This is a genomic window from Cellulomonas avistercoris (assembly GCF_014836445.1).
Taxonomy (GTDB): Bacteria; Actinomycetota; Actinomycetes; order Actinomycetales; family Cellulomonadaceae; genus Cellulomonas; species Cellulomonas avistercoris.
Window position 1 is genome coordinate 37,597 of sequence record NZ_JACSQV010000015.1, and the last position, 16,210, is coordinate 53,806.

12 protein-coding genes are annotated in these 16,210 nt (G+C 73.3%); 7 read left to right on the top strand and 5 right to left on the bottom strand.

Annotated features, from left to right (window positions below):
* The first annotated feature begins 259 nt into the window (after nucleotides 1-259).
* A complete protein-coding gene (locus tag H9657_RS15855; RefSeq protein WP_191784395.1) occupies nucleotides 260-3,004 on the top strand; it encodes a helix-turn-helix transcriptional regulator in 2,745 nt (914 codons plus the stop codon).
* A gap of 108 nt (nucleotides 3,005-3,112) precedes the next feature.
* Nucleotides 3,113-3,451, top strand: coding sequence for a hypothetical protein (locus tag H9657_RS15860; protein WP_191784396.1), 339 nt, complete (start codon nucleotides 3,113-3,115; stop codon nucleotides 3,449-3,451).
* A gap of 52 nt (nucleotides 3,452-3,503) precedes the next feature.
* Here H9657_RS15860 and H9657_RS15865 read toward each other — a convergent pair whose 3' ends face one another.
* Both H9657_RS15865 and H9657_RS15870 read right to left on the bottom strand, forming a co-directional pair.
* The gene (locus H9657_RS15865; protein ID WP_191784397.1) at nucleotides 3,504-4,364 is read right to left on the bottom strand and encodes a Fic family protein; all 861 of its coding nucleotides are present in this window, start codon (nucleotides 4,362-4,364) and stop codon (nucleotides 3,504-3,506) included.
* Complete coding sequence (locus H9657_RS15870; protein WP_191784398.1) at nucleotides 4,361-4,840, bottom strand: NUDIX hydrolase; 480 nt, start codon at nucleotides 4,838-4,840, stop codon at nucleotides 4,361-4,363. Before H9657_RS15870 ends, H9657_RS15865 begins: the two co-directional genes overlap by 4 nt.
* Nucleotides 4,841-4,945: 105 nt before the next feature.
* Here H9657_RS15870 and H9657_RS15875 point away from each other — a divergent pair, with 105 nt between their 5' ends.
* Entirely contained in the window at nucleotides 4,946-6,397 is a 1,452-nt protein-coding gene (locus tag H9657_RS15875; protein ID WP_191784399.1) for an NAD-dependent malic enzyme, read from the top strand.
* A gap of 51 nt (nucleotides 6,398-6,448) precedes the next feature.
* On the opposite strand, the gene H9657_RS15880 is transcribed toward H9657_RS15875, so the two are convergent.
* The 3 genes from H9657_RS15880 to H9657_RS15890 all read right to left on the bottom strand — a co-directional run bounded on the left by H9657_RS15880 (nucleotide 6,449) and on the right by H9657_RS15890 (nucleotide 10,164).
* The gene (locus tag H9657_RS15880) at nucleotides 6,449-7,381 is read right to left on the bottom strand and encodes a carbohydrate ABC transporter permease (RefSeq protein WP_318241549.1); all 933 of its coding nucleotides are present in this window, start codon (nucleotides 7,379-7,381) and stop codon (nucleotides 6,449-6,451) included.
* On the bottom strand, nucleotides 7,378-8,406 hold the full coding sequence (locus tag H9657_RS15885; RefSeq protein ID WP_191784401.1) for an ABC transporter permease: 1,029 nt from the start codon (nucleotides 8,404-8,406) through the stop codon (nucleotides 7,378-7,380). The genes H9657_RS15880 and H9657_RS15885 overlap by 4 nt, the downstream gene beginning before the upstream one ends.
* A gap of 84 nt (nucleotides 8,407-8,490) precedes the next feature.
* Nucleotides 8,491-10,164, bottom strand: coding sequence for an ABC transporter substrate-binding protein (locus H9657_RS15890; RefSeq protein ID WP_191784402.1), 1,674 nt, complete (start codon nucleotides 10,162-10,164; stop codon nucleotides 8,491-8,493).
* 320 nt (nucleotides 10,165-10,484) lie between these two features.
* Here H9657_RS15890 and H9657_RS15895 point away from each other — a divergent pair, with 320 nt between their 5' ends.
* The 4 genes from H9657_RS15895 (at nucleotide 10,485) to H9657_RS15910 (ending at nucleotide 16,141) form a co-directional block, all read left to right on the top strand.
* On the top strand, nucleotides 10,485-11,333 hold the full coding sequence (locus H9657_RS15895) for a formate/nitrite transporter family protein (protein WP_191784403.1): 849 nt from the start codon (nucleotides 10,485-10,487) through the stop codon (nucleotides 11,331-11,333).
* A 121-nt stretch (nucleotides 11,334-11,454) separates the two neighbouring features.
* On the top strand, nucleotides 11,455-12,318 hold the full coding sequence (locus H9657_RS15900) for a hypothetical protein (protein ID WP_191784404.1): 864 nt from the start codon (nucleotides 11,455-11,457) through the stop codon (nucleotides 12,316-12,318).
* 116 nt (nucleotides 12,319-12,434) lie between these two features.
* On the top strand, nucleotides 12,435-14,465 hold the full coding sequence (gene acs, locus H9657_RS15905; RefSeq protein ID WP_191784405.1) for an acetate--CoA ligase: 2,031 nt from the start codon (nucleotides 12,435-12,437) through the stop codon (nucleotides 14,463-14,465).
* A gap of 215 nt (nucleotides 14,466-14,680) precedes the next feature.
* Complete coding sequence (locus tag H9657_RS15910; protein WP_191784406.1) at nucleotides 14,681-16,141, top strand: cellulase family glycosylhydrolase; 1,461 nt, start codon at nucleotides 14,681-14,683, stop codon at nucleotides 16,139-16,141.
* The last annotated feature ends 69 nt before the right edge of the window (nucleotides 16,142-16,210 follow it).

Below are 16,210 nucleotides of genomic sequence, written 5' to 3' on the forward strand. Positions count from 1 at the left end.
GAGTAGCCCACCTATGGGCAGGTCGACCGGGCTGGTCCCGGAGCGAACCGCGATGACGCACGCTTGATCACTCCCCCGGTCGTCGGTACGGCGACGGCGTCCCGCGCGGGGCGCCGTCGTTCGTGTCCGGACCGGGATGACGGACGGGCCTGCGCCCTCCACGCAGACCCGTCCCCACCGCGACCGGGCGCCGCGTGCACCCACTCCCCGCCTGACGCCGCACCGGGCGGCGAGCGACCGGCCTCAGTACGGTGACGAGATGGACGTGCCGACGCCGGGGGCGCGATTCGGTGAGTCCGTGCTCGCCGCGGTCGCCGACGGGACCTGCGTGACGCTGGTCGGGCTGCCGGGCTCCGGACGCAGCTCGCTGCTCCAGCGCGTGGCTGCCGCGGCCGACGACGACGGCCGTGCCGTGGTGCGCGTGCCCGGCCTGACGCGCGCCGCCGCCCCGCTGGAGTCGCTGGTGCTCGCGGGCCTCGTGACCGGTCCCACCGGACGGGTCGGCGCGCTCGCGCACGCGGTCGCCGAGACAGGCCGTGCCCTCGGTGGTGGCCGCAGCGTGCTGCTGCTGGACGACGCGGACGCGCTCGACGACGCGTCGGTCGCGGTGCTGGCCGCCACCGTGCGGCAGCACGGCGTCACGGTGGTCGCCACGGCACGGCCGCCGGGCGGGCCGACGTGGCTCGCGGACGCGCTGCCGCCGGGCCGCGACGCCACGACGCTGCACGTGCCCCTGCTCGCGTTCGAGGAGATCCACGCACTGACGGCCGACGTGGCGGGCGGGGACGTCGACGCCGACGTGGCCGGGCGGGTCTACGCCCTGTCCGGCGGGCTGCCGGGCGTCGCCCGCACGCTCGTCGTGGAGGCGCTGCGCGCGGGCCGGCTCGTCGCCCGGGCCGGTCGGTGGACGGCGCCGCACGACCTGTGGACACCGGCCGTGTCGGTCGTGGTCGACCGGCTCGTCGCTCCGCTGGGGCCCGACGAGCGGGAGTCGATGCAGCTGCTGGCCGCGCTCGGTCCTGCCGAGGTCGCCACCGTGCGCCGTCTGCTGCCGTGGTCCGCGGTCGTCGCGCTCGAGGACCACGGCCTGCTCCGGTTCCTGGAGCTCGGTGACGAGCTCCAGGCAGCGCTGTTCCCGCCGCTGCTGACCGAGCACCTGCGGCACACCGGCCACGGCGCGCGCGGGCTGCGCGCGTCCGACACCATCGCCCGGACGCTCGGCGGGGACGAGGACCACCGGCCGCTCGGTGCGGGGACCGGGGCGTGGTCCGACCCGAGCGGGGCGTCGTCGCCCGAGTCCGCGGCGGTGCTGGGCCGCGTGCTGCGGCAGCACGCCGCGACCCGCGTCATGGTGTGTCGCGCCGCGTGGGAGCGCCGGCCGAGCGGCCTGCACACGGTCAACTACCTCGACGCCCTGCTGACCGCGGGCGCGTCGGCCGAGACGATCGAGCAGGTGCTCACGGCCTCGCGGGCCACCACGCCGGGACCGCCGCACCGTCGCCCGGTGCTCGTGGACGCGTGGGAGGCGACGTACCGCGCCCTGGTGCTGGGCCGCGTGCACGAGGCGCTGGGGACCCTCGACGCCACGGCCGCCGGGCCCCGGGACCTGCGGGCCACGCTCGCCGGGGCGGTGGCGGAGCACCTGCGGCTGGTCGCCGGCGACGACGCCCCGCGGCGAGGCGCGGCCGTCCCGGCCGCACCCGCCGAGCCCGCACCCGCCGAGCCCGCAGCCGCACCGTCCGTCCCCGTCGCGCCCGTCCCGCTCGAGGAGGACACCCTCGACGGGGACCCGCTCGACGAGCACCTGCTCGACGACCCGCTCGACCGCGGCCTCGCCGCGCACGCCGCCGCCGGCGACCCGCACCTGCCCTTCCGGCACGTCGAGCTGGCACGGCGCGTGGACACGGTGGTGGGCGTGGTCCGCGCCGAGACGCTGCTCGCCCGCGGGCGGGTCGACGACGCACGCGAGGTCCTCTCGGACGGCGGCCCCGCAGCCACGTACCCGAACACCGACCAGATGTCGCTGCTGTCCCTCGCCCTGCTGAGCGCCGGTGAGCTGCAGACCGCGACGGACCGCTCCTCCCGGCTGCTCGAGCAGGCCCGCGGGACGTTCCGTGCCGTCGAGATCGAGCCCCACGGGTACGTCGTCGCGCTCGGCCTGTACCTCCAGGGCCGGCTGGCGACCCTGCGCGCCCACCTGACCCGTGTCTTCGCCACCGGGTCGCCGGCCCCGCTGCGGCCCTGCACCCACGCGGGTCTGCTCACGACGGCGGCGCTGCTCTCGCTCCTGCAGGGCAACGTGCCGAGCGCGCGGTCCATGGTCGCGCAGCTGTCCTCCTCGCCGTTGCGCGCGGCGTTCTCGCCGCTCGCGCGGCCGGCGCCGGTCGCCGCGGTACTCGCGGTGACCACCGGGGCGGACCCCCGCGCGGCGGCCGCCGCGGCGTGGGACGAGGTCGCGGCCCTCGTCGCGCGGGGCGACGTGCTGGCCGCCGTGCTCGACGCGTCGGAGCTCGCGACGGTGTGGTGCGACCCGGACCGTGCGCGCCTCGTCGCGGACGCGGGCCGGGAGGCGCAGGGGACGCTGCTGCCCGCCCTCGGCCGGTACGTGCGCGCCGCCGCCGGGGAGCCCGGGGCGCTGCTGGCGTCCGCCGACGAGCTGCGCGCCCAGGGGCTGGTGCTGCATGCCACGCGCGCGCACGCCGCAGCCGTCCGGGCGCTGCGCACGGGCGGCGACGCCGTGGGCGCGACCCGCGAGGCGTCGCGGCTGCGGGAGCTGGTGGCCGCGGCCGGCGACGACCTGGACCTGGTGACCGGCGCCGCGGGTGCCGGCGAGCTCCTGACGGCCCGCGAGCTGGAGATCGCCCGCCTCGTGGCCCAGGGGGCGACCAACCGCCAGATCGCCGAGCGCCTGCTCGTGAGCGACCGGACGGTCGACAACCACGTCTACCGGATCTTCCGCAAGCTCGGCGTCACGTCCCGGGACCGCGTCGCGACGCTGATCTAGGACCCGTGTCCCAGTGGTGCGCGGGGCCCTGGTGAGCGCGTGCCACCATGCCGCCGTCGAGGGGGTCGGTGCCTCGCGCCCGGAACGCGATCCCCCTAGGTCCGACGCATGACGTCGCCCGTGCCGCACGCTCCTGCCGCCCGTCCACGTCGCCGCGTCACCCGGCGCGTCGTCGCCCTGCGCGTGAGCGGGCTGTTGTGGGCCGTGTGCTCGGTCGCGACCGTCGGTCTGGCCTTCGCGTCGCTGCGGGCCGAGGACCTGAACGACTACCGCTCCGGCTACACCGGTCCGAGCGAGGACGACTTCGACATCGCAGCCGCGTTCACGTTCCTGCTCGGGCTGCTGGCGCTCCTGACCGGGATCGCGCTGCTCGTCGACGGCGCGGTGCGCCGCCGGATCGGCCAGCCGGCGGACGGTCGGCCAGGACCCGTCCCGCCCGTCTCCTGACACGACCCGCGGCACCGGACCTCGGCTCCGCGCACCAGGGGCGAGGCGGTCGCTAGGCGCGCCGCCCCGCGAGCACCTCGTCGGCCACGCGACGGGCGTGTCCGGCCCCGTGGACGACCGCCTCCCCGTACGCGACGACCCAGCGCGCGACCGCGTCGGCGTCACCGGTCGCGTACCGCGCGGCCGACGCGAGGTACGTCGGGGGCGCCTCCTGCCACACGAGCTCGGGCAGCACCGAGCCAGTGGGGTCGAGTCCCGTGCGCGTCCCCATGAGGCGTGCGGCGGCGCGTGCGACGACGCCGTTGGCCCCGGCGAACGGTCGGGCCGTCAGCAGCTCGGCGTGGACCACCGCCACGACGACGAGGGCGGGTGCGCGCGTCGCCGCCGCGTCGCGCAGCACGCCCGTGACCCGCGCCGCGGCCACCTCGGGCGACGGCGCCGTGCCGAGCCCGCGCAGGTCGCCCGGGGGCCCGCTGCGCGGCCGGCCGACCTCGGCGTCCGGCAGCACGTCGGCCGCGGCTGCGGCGTGCAGCCGCGCGAGCAGCTGCGGCAGCGGGACGCGCGCCCCGGTCTCGCGCGACCCGAGCGCCGGCAGCTGCGCCTCGACGACCGCCTGCGCCCGCAGCGCACCCGCGGCGACCGCCTCGGCACCCGCGCCCGGCGCCACCGTCCCGGTCGCCCACGCCCGCAGCGCCTCGACGCCGACGGGTGCACCGTCGAGCGCGGCCGACGCGGCCGCCGCCCGCAGCCCCGTCTCGGCACGCACCTCGCGCCACCGGCGACGGAACGCCTCGTGCCAGCGCAGCTCCTCGCACGCGGCGCGTGCCGCGTCCACCGCGGCGGCCACCCCCGGCAGGCCCGCGAGGCTCGCGAGCGCGTCACCCGGGCCGGGCCCGGACGGGGTGACGCTCATGCGGTGAAGAGCGCCTCGCCGCGCGCGGGCAGTGCGGCGGCGACGCGTGCGGACATCGACGCCGACATCGCGGGCAGCGCGTCCAGGTCGAACCACCCGGCGTCGGTGTTCTCCCCGTCGGCCGGGAACGGGTCGCCGGACACCCAGCGGCACCGGAACGTGAGGTCCAGGTACAGGGACCGGTCCCCGTTGTCGTAGACCACGGGCCCGACGACGCCCACCAGTGCGAGCCGCTGCGCCGTGGCGACGACGTCGGCCTCCTCGAGCACCTCGCGCACGGCGGCCACGGCCGGGTCCTCCCCCGGGTCGACGATCCCCGTGACGGGCGTCCACTCTCCCGTGTCGGACCGCCGCACGAGCAGCAGCCGGGGACGCGGGCCGTCCTCGCGCAGCACGACCGCGGTCACGCCGGGCAGCCAGAGCTGGTCGTGCCCCACACGCTCGCGCAGGGCCAGGACGAAGGGCGGGACGGGCACGCGCCGATGCTACGCGCCGCCCACCGGCGCCATGCCCGTCCCCCACCGCCGCGCGGACGGCCCGTCGGAGGGCGCCACGGCCCTCCCACCCGCCACAATGACGGCATGGTCTCCGCGCCGTCCGTGTCCTCGTCCATCACCGCCCGGCTGGAGGTGCGGGCCCGGCCCACCGCCGTCTCGGACCTGACCACGGCCATCGAGCGCGCCGGGGGGATCGTCACGGCCCTCGACGTCACGGCGTCGTTCCACGAGACCATGACGGTCGACGTCACCTGCGCGACGCGGGACGCCGACCACGCGGCCGACGTGGTCAGCGCGCTCGAGGGCCTCGAGGGCGTGGTCGTCCAGCGCGTCTCCGACCGGACGTTCCTCATGCACCTCGGCGGCAAGCTGTCCATCGAGTCGAAGGTGCCGCTGCGCAACCGCGACGACCTGTCGATGGCGTACACGCCCGGCGTCGCGCGCGTCTGCCAGGCCATCGCCGACCACCCCGAGGACGCGCGCCGCCTGACCATCAAGCGCAACACCATCGCGGTGGTCACCGACGGCACCGCCGTGCTCGGCATGGGCGACATCGGACCGCTCGCGGCGCTGCCCGTCATGGAGGGCAAGGCCGTGCTCTTCAAGCGGTTCGCGGACATCGACGCGTTCCCGATCTGCCTCGACACGACCGACGTGGACGCGATCGTCGAGACGGTCGTCGCGATCGCCCCCGTCTTCGCGGGCATCAACCTCGAGGACATCTCGGCCCCCCGCTGCTTCGAGATCGAGCGGCGGCTGCGCGAGCGGCTCGACATCCCGGTGTTCCACGACGACCAGCACGGCACGGCGATCGTCGTGGTCGCGGCCCTGACCAACGCCCTGCAGGTGGTCGGCAAGCAGATCGGCGACGTGCGCGTCGTCATGTCGGGTGCGGGCGCGGCCGGGACCGCCGTGCTCAAGCTGCTGCTCGCGGCCGGCGTGCGCGACGTGGTCGTCGCCGACATCGAGGGCGTCGTCCACGTCGACCGGCCGGGCCTGAGCCCGTCGCTGCGCTGGACGGCCGAGGCCACGAACCCGCGCGGTGAGACGGGGACGCTGCGCGACGCGGTCGTCGGCGCCGACGTCTTCATCGGGCTGTCCGCACCCGACGTCATCACCGGGGACGACGTCGCGCGCATGGCGCCCGACTCGATCGTGTTCGCCCTCGCGAACCCGCGTCCCGAGGTCGACCCGGACGACGCCGCACGGCACGCGGCGGTCGTCGGCACGGGCCGCTCGGACTTCGCGAACCAGATCAACAACGTGCTCGCGTTCCCCGGCGTCTTCCGCGGCCTGCTGGACGCGCAGTCGCGCTCGGTGACCGAGTCGATGCTGCTGGCGGCGGCCCACGCCCTCGCGTCGGTCGTCCACCCCGACGAGCTCAACCCGACCTACATCGTCCCCAGCGTGTTCAACCCCGAGGCGACGACCGCGGTCGCCGCCGCCGTGCGCGCCGCGGCCGAGTCCGAGGCGGGCCACGCGGCCGCCCGCCCCGACACCGGGGCGATCGCCACGGTGCGCTCGACGCGGGCGTGAACGCACGCGACCCCGGCGAGGAGTACTCGCCGGGGTCGTGCGCGGGAGTGCTCAGCCCTTGACGGAGCCGAGCATGATGCCCGAGACGAAGTAGCGCTGCACGAACGGGTAGATGCACAGGACCGGGATGATCGTGAGGATCATCGTCACGGCCTGGATGTTCGCCGAGATCGCCTCCTTGCTGGACCCGGCAGCCGCCGCGCCCTGGGAGGCGGTCGACGACGCACCCGCGATCATGTTGCGCAGGTACAGCGTGACCGGGAAGAGCTCCTGCTTGTCGAGGTACAGGAACGCCGCGAACCAGTCGTTCCAGATCGCCACCGAGTAGAACAGGATCATCGTCGCGATGACCGCCTTCGACAGCGGCAGCACGATGCGGCGGAAGATCCCCCACCAGCCGAGGCCGTCGATCTGCGCTGCCTCCTCCAGCTCGGAGGGCATGTTCTCGAAGAACGACTTCATGACCAGCAGGTTGAACACCGAGATCGCCCCGGGCAGCACGACCGCCCACATCGTGTTCTTCAGCCCGAGGGTCTGGATGAGCACGTAGTTGGGGATCAGGCCGCCGTTGAAGAACATCGTGAACACGGCGATGCCGATGAGCACGTTGCGGCCCCGCAGGGCGCGCCGCGCGAGGACGTACGCGAGGAGCGTCGTGAGCACCATGGCGATCGTCGTGCCGACGAGCGTGTAGACGACGGTGTTGCGGTACGACGACCAGAAGAGGTCGTTGGCGATGACGACCTTGTACGTGTCGAGGTTGAAGCCGATCGGCCAGACGTTCACCAGGCCCGCCTTGACCGCGCCCGCGCTGCTGAAGGACTGCGCCAGCACCGTGACGAACGGGTAGAGCATGAACCCGCAGAGCAGGATCAGGAACGTGCCGTTGAACCAGGTGAACGTCTTGTAGCCCTTGGAGTCCCGCGGGCCGACGGACTTGCCGGCCCCGACCTCCGGGGTCGCCGTGAGGGCGCTCTGGGTCACCACAGGCTTGCTCCCACCACTCGCCGCGACAGGAAGTTCGCCGAGAGGATCATCACGAGCCCGATGATCGCCTGGAACAGACCGATGGCCGTCGCGTAGCTGAAGTTGTTCGAGACGAGACCGACGCGGTACAGGTACGTCGAGACGACGTCACCGGTGGCGTAGGTCAGGGGGTTGTACAGGAGGAGGACCTTCTCGAACCCGACGTTGAGGAACAGGCCGATGTTGAGGATCAGCAGCGTGATCATCGTCGGCCGGATGCCCGGCAGCGTGACGTGCCACGTCTGGCGCAGGCGGCCCGCACCGTCGATGCGCGCGGCCTCGTAGAGCGAGGCGTCGACGGTCGTGAGCGCCGCGAGGTAGAGGATCGTGCCCCATCCGACGGTCTGCCAGACCTCGGAGCCGACGTACACCGTGCGGAACCACTCCGCGCGCTGCAGGAACGGGATCGCCTCGCCGCCGGTCGCCTCGATGATCTGGTTGACGGTGCCCTGCAGCGAGAACAGCTGCATGAGCATGCCGACGACGATGACGACCGACAGGAAGTGCGGCAGGTAGGAGATCGACTGGATGACGCGCTTGAAGGCCGTCTTGCGCACCTCGTTGAGCAGCAGCGCGAGCACGATCGGCAGCGGGAAGCAGAAGAGCAGCGTGAGGCCACCCAGGATCACCGTGTTGGCGAAGACGTTCCAGAAGTTGGGGTCGTTGAGGAACAGCTCGACATAACGCATGCCGACCCACTCGTCACCGACGATGCTGCCGCCGGGCCGGAAGCGCCGGAAGGCGATGATGTTGCCGAACATCGGCACGTACCGGAACACCAGGAGGAACAGCACCGGGACCAGGGCCATCGCGTAGAGGACCCAGTCGCGGCGCATCGTGTGCCGCCACCCGATCTTCCGCACGCGGGCTCGTTCGTCCTTCTTGCCGGGGTCCTGACCGTCCCTCGACGGGGAGGTCGCCCCCGGGGGTGGCACCGGGACCGTGGTCGCGAGTGCGTCACCCGTCGCGTGAGCAGCGCTCATCTCTCACTCCTTCGTGAGCGGATCGGTGGTGCGGCGGGCCGGCCCCCGTGAGGGACCGGCCCACCGCACCTCGTCGAGCGTCGGTCAGCTGTTCTTCTCGGCGCGCTCACGAGCGCCGTTGATCAGGTCCATGTAGCCCTGCAGACCCTGACCCTCGAGCTGGGCGACGAAGCCGTCCCAGTCGGAGAGGTCACGCTGCCCGAGGATGAACTCGAGCGTCGCGGTGTCGACCGTGTCCTTGAGCGGCGTCCCCAGGAGCGAGGACTGCTCGAGCTCGGCCTCGTCGAGCGGGTGCGGCGGGAACGGGTCGCGCGGCGTGCGGTTCGTCTGGACGTCGTCGATGTACTGGACGAACGCCGGGACGTTGTAGGACTCCTTCAGCTCGCGCGACTCGGTCGACCCGGCGAAGACGTCGTTGGCGTAACCGAGGTCCTTCTTGATGTCGATCGTGCCGGACGGGTTGAGGTTGAGGGTCTTGAGCGTGTAGTCCGGCTCGAGCGTGTACTTGCCCTCGTCGTCCTTGGTGAACTGCTCGCCCTCGACGCCCCACTGGATCAGCTCACGGGCCTCGGGGTTGTAGTACAGCCAGTCCGTGAAGTGCAGCAGGTCGCAGAAGTTCTCGTCCTTGGCCGCGTCAGCGGTCAGCATGAAGCCGTTCCAGAAGTTGCGGGGCTCCACGACGGCGCCGGCCGGTCCGCCCGGGGGCGCGATCTGGACGAGCTCGTAGTCCGTGATGCCGGCGGCGTCGAGCGCCGTGCCGAACTCCTGGACGGTCCACGAACCACCCGAGGCGGCGAAGACCTTCTCGGCCGCGAACTTCTCGGTCACCGTGCCGCCGCCGTCGTTGGACGCGGTGAACGACTCGGTGTCGAGCAGGCCCTTCTCGGCCAGCCCGTTGAAGTAGGTGAGCATCTCCTTGTAGCCGTCGTTCGTCGCGGCGTACACGAACTCACCCTTGTCCTCGTCCCACCAGGCGCCGTCGCTGAAGCCCCAGCCGCCGATGGTGCCGAAGGAGTGGGCCGCGTAGTTGATCATCGCGCCGCCCTCGAAGCCGTCAGCCAGGGGCTGGGCGTCGGGGTACTTGGCCTTGATGAGCTCGAGGCCCTTCTCCAGGTCCTCCCAGGTCTCGGGCACCGGGGCGCCGACCTCGTCGAACACGTCCTTGCGGATGATGAGCGTGAAGACGGGGACCGAGACCTCCTGGAGGCCGGGCGTCATGTAGTACTTGCCGTCCTCCTGGCGGAGGTTGTCGACCATGTCGACCAGGTCCCACTCCTCCGTGTACTTCTTGAAGTTGGGCATGTAGTCGATGTAGTCGCTCAGCGGCACCACGGCGCCGGAGGCCGCGAACTGGCGCTCCTCACCCGTGTACACGAGCGGGATGATCTGGGGCGCGTCGCCCGCGCTGATCAGCAGGCTGCGCTTCTCGATCGCGTCGCTGAACGGGATGTTCGTCAGGTTGAGCTTGACGTTCGTCCGCTCCTCGATCTCGTCGAAGAACTCCCAGCTGTCCGTGATCGGGTAGTCGGCCCAGTCCGTCCACAGCAGCGAGAACTCGCGCGGCTCCGCGGCCTTCCACGGCTTGTCCGCGACCGCCTCGGTCGAGCACTCGAGGTCCTTGGCCTCACCGTCGGCGGTGGTGTCCCCGCCGTCCCCGCTGCCGCAGGCGGCGAGCGCGAGCGCGCCCACCAGCGTCAGCGCACCGGCGGCCCGCGCCGAACGCGTCCGCCGTCCTGTCAGATGTCCCGCACGTGCCATCAGGGCTCTCCTCTTCGAGATCCGTCCCAGGCCACGACCCGGGCGTTGGAGCAGGGGGGTTCACCGCCGGCGCCGGTCGATCCGTCGCTCTGCGTCAGCGGCCCGGAGGGACGCTACGGCATCCTTGCCGCAGGCCCTTCGGAGTCATCGGTCGACGCCGTTGGATTAACGATACATCTGCCGATGTGCCGGGACGCTATGCGCCTGCGCGCATGCCGGTCAAGCATCCGATCGGGTCGTGACCGGATCGTCACCGGACAGCAACCCAGGAGGCACTTACGTCCCACCCGGGTGCCCCCACCTGGGCCCACGATGAGGGAGTGCTGACCATCCCCGCGGCCGTCGCCGCGCACGCCGACGCCGCCGCGCACAAGGTCGACCTGACCCGCACGCCTGGCCTGTTCCTCGTGCGCACCGCGCTCGCCGGCGCCTACATCGGCATCGGCGTGCTCATCATGGTGACCGCCGGCGGGCCGCTCGTCGCCGCCGGCTCGCCGTGGGCGCCGCTGGTCAACGGGGCCGTCTTCGGCATCGCGCTCACCATCGTCCTGGTCGCGGGCGGCGAGCTCGCCACGAGCGCCATGATGATCCTCACGCAGGGCGCGATGCTCGGACGCATCGGATGGGGCCGCGCGGGACTCACGCTCGTGGCGTGCCTCGCGGGCAACCTGCTCGGCGCCATGGCGTTCGCGGCCCTCCTGCACGTCTCCGGCGTGCTCGCCCCGGGCACTGCGGGCGGCAGCACGATCGCCGGCATGATCGAGCACAAGGCCGAGGCGACCACCCTGCAGCTCGTGGTGCGCGGCGTGCTGTGCAACGTCCTGGTCTGCCTCGCGGTGTGGTGCTGGGCGCGCCTCACGAGCGAGACCGCGCGGATCGTCGCCGTGTTCGCGTGCGTCCTCGTGTTCATCACGTCGGGCTTCGAGCACGTGGTGGCGAACATGACGACGTTCTCGCTGGGGCTCTACGCCGGGCTGCCCCACGCGACGGTCGCGGAGTTCGCGCGCAACGTGGCCGCGGTCGGTCTCGGCAACACCATCGGCGGGGCGCTGCTCGTCGGCGCCGCGTACGCGTACGGCGCCCGGCACGTCGAGGCGGCCCCTCCGCAGCCGCCCGAGGTCCCCGCACCGTCGCCCGCCGCCCAGGCCCCCAGCCTCGCTCGGGGCTGAGACCGCGGCCCCGAGGACCACCCGGTCCGGCCTCGCGCGCCGAACGGCGGACGGCGGACGCTGGCCCTACCGTGGGAGCGCCAGGCGTCGCACGACGCACCGCCGCGACCGAGGAGCAGGCGTGAGCGCCACGGATCCGAAGCGCCCCGTCGACCCGACGGGCGCAGGCACGACGGGCACGGACGACGCCGCCGGGGCCCCGGTGCGCGTCCCCGCACAGGACGACACCGAGACGGACACGGGCCGCCACGCGGTGTCGCGACCCGCTCCGACGCCGCCGGCACCCGTGCGCGGCCAGGAGGCGCCCGACCCGGTCGCTCCGCCCGCGGACGCCTCGCGCGACGCCGCCGCGACCCCCGCGACCCGGCCGTCCGACGACGCGACCGGGACGGACGGGCACCGGCCCGCGACCGACGGCCCCGCGACCGACGGCTCCAGGACCGGCACCGGGACCGGGACCGACGGCTCCGGGACCGACGGCGAGCTCTTCCCCGACTCCCACGCACCGCGCACGCCGCACGCCGGCACCCACGTGCTCGGGGTCCTGGTCGGCCTGGTCCTCGCGCCGCTCGCGCTCGCGCTGCTGCTGCTGGGGCAGAGCCGCATCCTGCGGGTGCAGGTCGAGGGCTGGGACGCGTCGCTCGAGCTGGTGGGCATCGTGCTCGTCAGCGCCGGTGTGCTGCTGCTCGCCGGCCTGCTCGCGCTGGGCCTGTGGTCGGCGGCCGTGCCGCTCACCGCAGGGCTCGTGCTGGGGGTGGTCGGCGGGCTCCAGCTCTACGCGCCCGGCATCGCGCGCCAGACGACGCTCGACGTCGTCGGGGCCGACAACTGGGAGCTGACGGTCACGCAGGCGACGGTCGCGGGGACGTCGGGCACGACGATCGCGGTCGGCGTGCTGCTGGTGACCGCGGGCGCGGTCATCGCCCTGACCCGGCGTCATGGCGTGCGCCTCGGCGAGTTCCGCGAGCGCAACCGCACCGCGTGAGGCGTCCGGCACCGGACGGCACGGTGCGCGGCAGGGACATCCGGGACTAAGGTCCGTCACGAGGACCGCCCTGGTCAGCCCCACCGTCGCACCGAAGCCGCTGCGTAGGAGACAACGTGACCGAACGCTCTGCCCCCACGTCGAACGAGGCCGCCCCCGACGCGCAGGGCTCGCCCGGCCTCGAGAACCTCCTCACCGAGGACCGACGCTTCCCCCCGTCGCCCGAGTTCGCCGCGCAGGCGAACGCGACCGCCGACGCGTACGCGTGGGCCAACGCGGACCGGCCCGGGTACTGGGCGGACCAGGCGCGCGAGCTGCTCTCGTGGTCGACGCCGTTCACGCAGACGCTGGACTGGTCGGACGCGCCGTTCGCACGATGGTTCGCGGACGGGCGACTCAACGCCGCGTACAACGCGGTGGACCGGCACGTCGAGGAGGGGCGCGGCGACCGCGTCGCGCTGCACTTCGAGGGCGAGGGCGGCGACACGCGCACCCTGACGTACGCCGACCTCCTGCGGGAGGTGTCCAAGGCCGCCAACGCGTTCGCGGCGCTCGGCGTCGGCACGGGCGACCGCGTGGCGATCTACCTGCCCCTCATCCCCGAGGCGGTCATCACGATGCTCGCGTGCGCGCGGATCGGCGCACCGCACTCGGTCGTCTTCGGCGGGTTCTCCGCCGAGGCCCTGAGCTCGCGCATCCTGGACGCCGAGGCCAAGCTCGTCGTCACCGCCGACGGCGGCTTCCGCCGGGGCAAGCCGTCGGCCCTCAAGCCGGCCGTCGACGAGGCGCTCGAGAAGGGCGCCCCGAGCGTCTCGCACGTGGTCGTCGTGCGGCGCACCGGTCAGCCCGTGGAATGGACGGCCGGGCGGGACGTCTGGTGGCACGAGGCGGTCGACGCCGCGTCGTCGCAGCACACGCCCGTCGACGTCGACGCCGAGCACCCGCTGTTCATCCTCTACACCTCCGGCACCACGGGGAAGCCGAAGGGCATCTTCCACACCACCGGCGGGTATCTCACGCAGGCCGCGTACACGCACCTCAACGTGTTCGACCTCAAGCCCGAGACGGACGTGTACTGGTGCACGGCCGACGTCGGCTGGATCACCGGGCACACGTACGTCGTCTACGGCCCGCTGATCAACGGCGCGACGCAGGTCATCTACGAGGGCACGCCGGACACCCCGCACCGTGGGCGCTGGTGGGAGATCGTGCAGAAGTACGGCGTGACGATCCTGTACACGGCGCCCACGGCGATCCGCACCTGCATGAAGTGGGGCGAGGAGATCCCGGGCAACTTCGACCTGTCCTCGCTGCGCGTGCTCGGGTCGGTGGGCGAGCCCATCAACCCCGAGGCGTGGATGTGGTACCGCCGGGTCATCGGCGCCGACCGCACCCCGATCGTCGACACGTGGTGGCAGACCGAGACGGGCGCGATCATGATCAGCCCGTTGCCCGGCGTCACCGAGACCAAGCCCGGCTCGGCGCAGGTGCCCCTGCCCGGCATCGCCGCGGACGTCGTCGACGACGACGCGCAGCCGGTCCCGAACGGGGGTGGCGGCTACCTCGTGCTGACCGAGCCGTGGCCCGCGATGCTGCGCGGGATCTGGGGCGACCCCGAGCGCTACAAGGACACCTACTGGTCGCGCTTCAAGAACATCTACTTCGCGGGTGACGGCGCCAAGAAGGACGCCGACGGCGACATCTGGCTCCTGGGCCGCGTCGACGACGTCATGAACGTCTCGGGCCACCGGCTGTCGACCACCGAGATCGAGTCCGCGCTCGTGTCGCACCCGTGGGTCGCCGAGGCCGCGGTCGTCGGTGCGACGGACGAGACGACCGGCCAGGCCGTGGTCGCCTTCGTCATCCTGCGCGGCGACGTGGCGGAGGGCAACGCCGCCGACGCCGCGACCGTGCAGGAGACGCTGCGCACGCACGTCGCCAAGGAGATCGGGCCGATCGCCAAGCCGCGGCAGATCCTCGTGGTGGCCGAGCTCCCCAAGACCCGGTCCGGCAAGATCATGCGGCGGCTGCTGCGCGACGTGGCCGAGCACCGGCAGGTCGGGGACTCCACGACGCTCGCCGACTCGTCCGTCATGGACCTCATCGCGCAGGGCCTCGCGAAGCCGGCGGCGTCCTCCGAGGACTGAGAGCCGCCGTCGCAGCGGCCCGGGACGCACGTCGTCCCGGGCCGTTCGCCGTACCGGGAGGGACGCGGGCGAAGCGCTTCGCCGCGATCCTGCGGCGAAACGCTTCACCGATGGAGGGGCCCCGGCGCTGCTGGTTGTCTGACGGCCGCACCCGCACCGCCGCTCGCCGGCGACGACGGGCGCCACCCGGACACCTTCGCGGAACGAGGACGTCGATGAAGAGCACCACCTTGCGCGCGGCAGCCGCCTGCGGCGTCGCGCTCCTGGCGGTCGGCGGGATCACCTCCGCCGCCACCACCGCCACCGCGGCCGACCCCGTCGGCCTGCACGTCTCCGGCACGCGGCTTGTCGAGCAGGACGGCACGCCGTTCGTCGCACGCGGCGTCAGCCACGCCCACACCTGGTACACGTCGCAGACGCCCACGGCCGTCCCCGCCATCCGGGCGGCCGGAGCCAACGCGCTGCGCGTCGTGCTGTCCGGCGGCGACCGCTGGACCGAGAACGACGCGGCGGACGTCGCGGCCGTCATCGCGCTGTGCCGGGCCAACCAGCTCGTCTGCATGCTCGAGAACCACGACACGACCGGCAACGGCGAGCAGTCCGGCGCCGTGAGCCTCGACCGGGCCGCCTACTACTTCATCTCGCTGAAGTCGGTGCTGCAGGGCACCGAGGACTTCATCCAGATCAACATCGGCAACGAGCCCACCGGCAACAACGAGCCCCAGGTCACCGCCTGGACGGCCGACACCGCCGCCGCCGTCGTGAAGGTGCGCGCCGCCGGCCTGCGGCACAACATCGTCGTCGACGCCCCCAACTGGGGCCAGGACTGGAAGGGCGTCATGCGGGACACCGCCGCGACGGTCGCCGCCGCGGACCCCGAGCACAACACGCTGTTCTCGGTGCACATGTACGGCGTGTACGCGCAGGCGTCGACCATCACGGCGTACCTCGACGCGTTCGCCGCCCAGGGCCTGCCGCTCGTCATCGGCGAGTTCGGGTACGACCACTCCGACGGCAACCCGGACGAGGCGACGATCATGAGCGAGGCCGTCCGGCGCGGCATCGGCTACTACGGCTGGTCGTGGTCGGGCAACGGCGGTGGCGTCGAGTACCTCGACATGGTGACGAGCTTCGACCCGGCGCGGAAGACGACGTGGGGCACGCTGATCTTCGACGGCCCGAACGGGATCCGGGCGACGGCCAGGACGGCCACGTTCTTCTCGGGCTCGACGGCGACCCCGACCGCGACCCCGTCCACGTCGCCCACCCCGACGCCGACGCCGACGAGCTCACCGACGCCGACGAGCTCACCGACGCCGACGGCCTCGCCCACCCCGACGCCGTCGCCGACGCCCACGAGCTCGCCCACGAGCAGCCCGAGCGGCGCGTGCAGCGCGCGGCTGACGGTGTCGAACGCGTGGCCCGGCGGGTTCCAGGGCACGGTCGACGTCACGGCCGGCGCGAGCGCGCTGTCCGGCTGGACGACGACGTTCACGCTCCCGGCGGGTGCGTCCGTCTCGCAGGGCTGGAGCGCGACGTTCAGCGGCTCCGGCAGCACGGTGACCGCCACGAACGCGGCCTGGAACGGCACGCTGCGCGCCGCCCAGACCGTGAGCTACGGGTTCATCGGCTCGGGCACGGCCCCGACCGGCACGGTCCCGGTGACCTGCCGCTGACGAGCCCCCGTGACCGGGCGCGCACCGCCGCGCGCCCGTCCCCGAGCCACGCGTCGCCCTCCCGGTAGG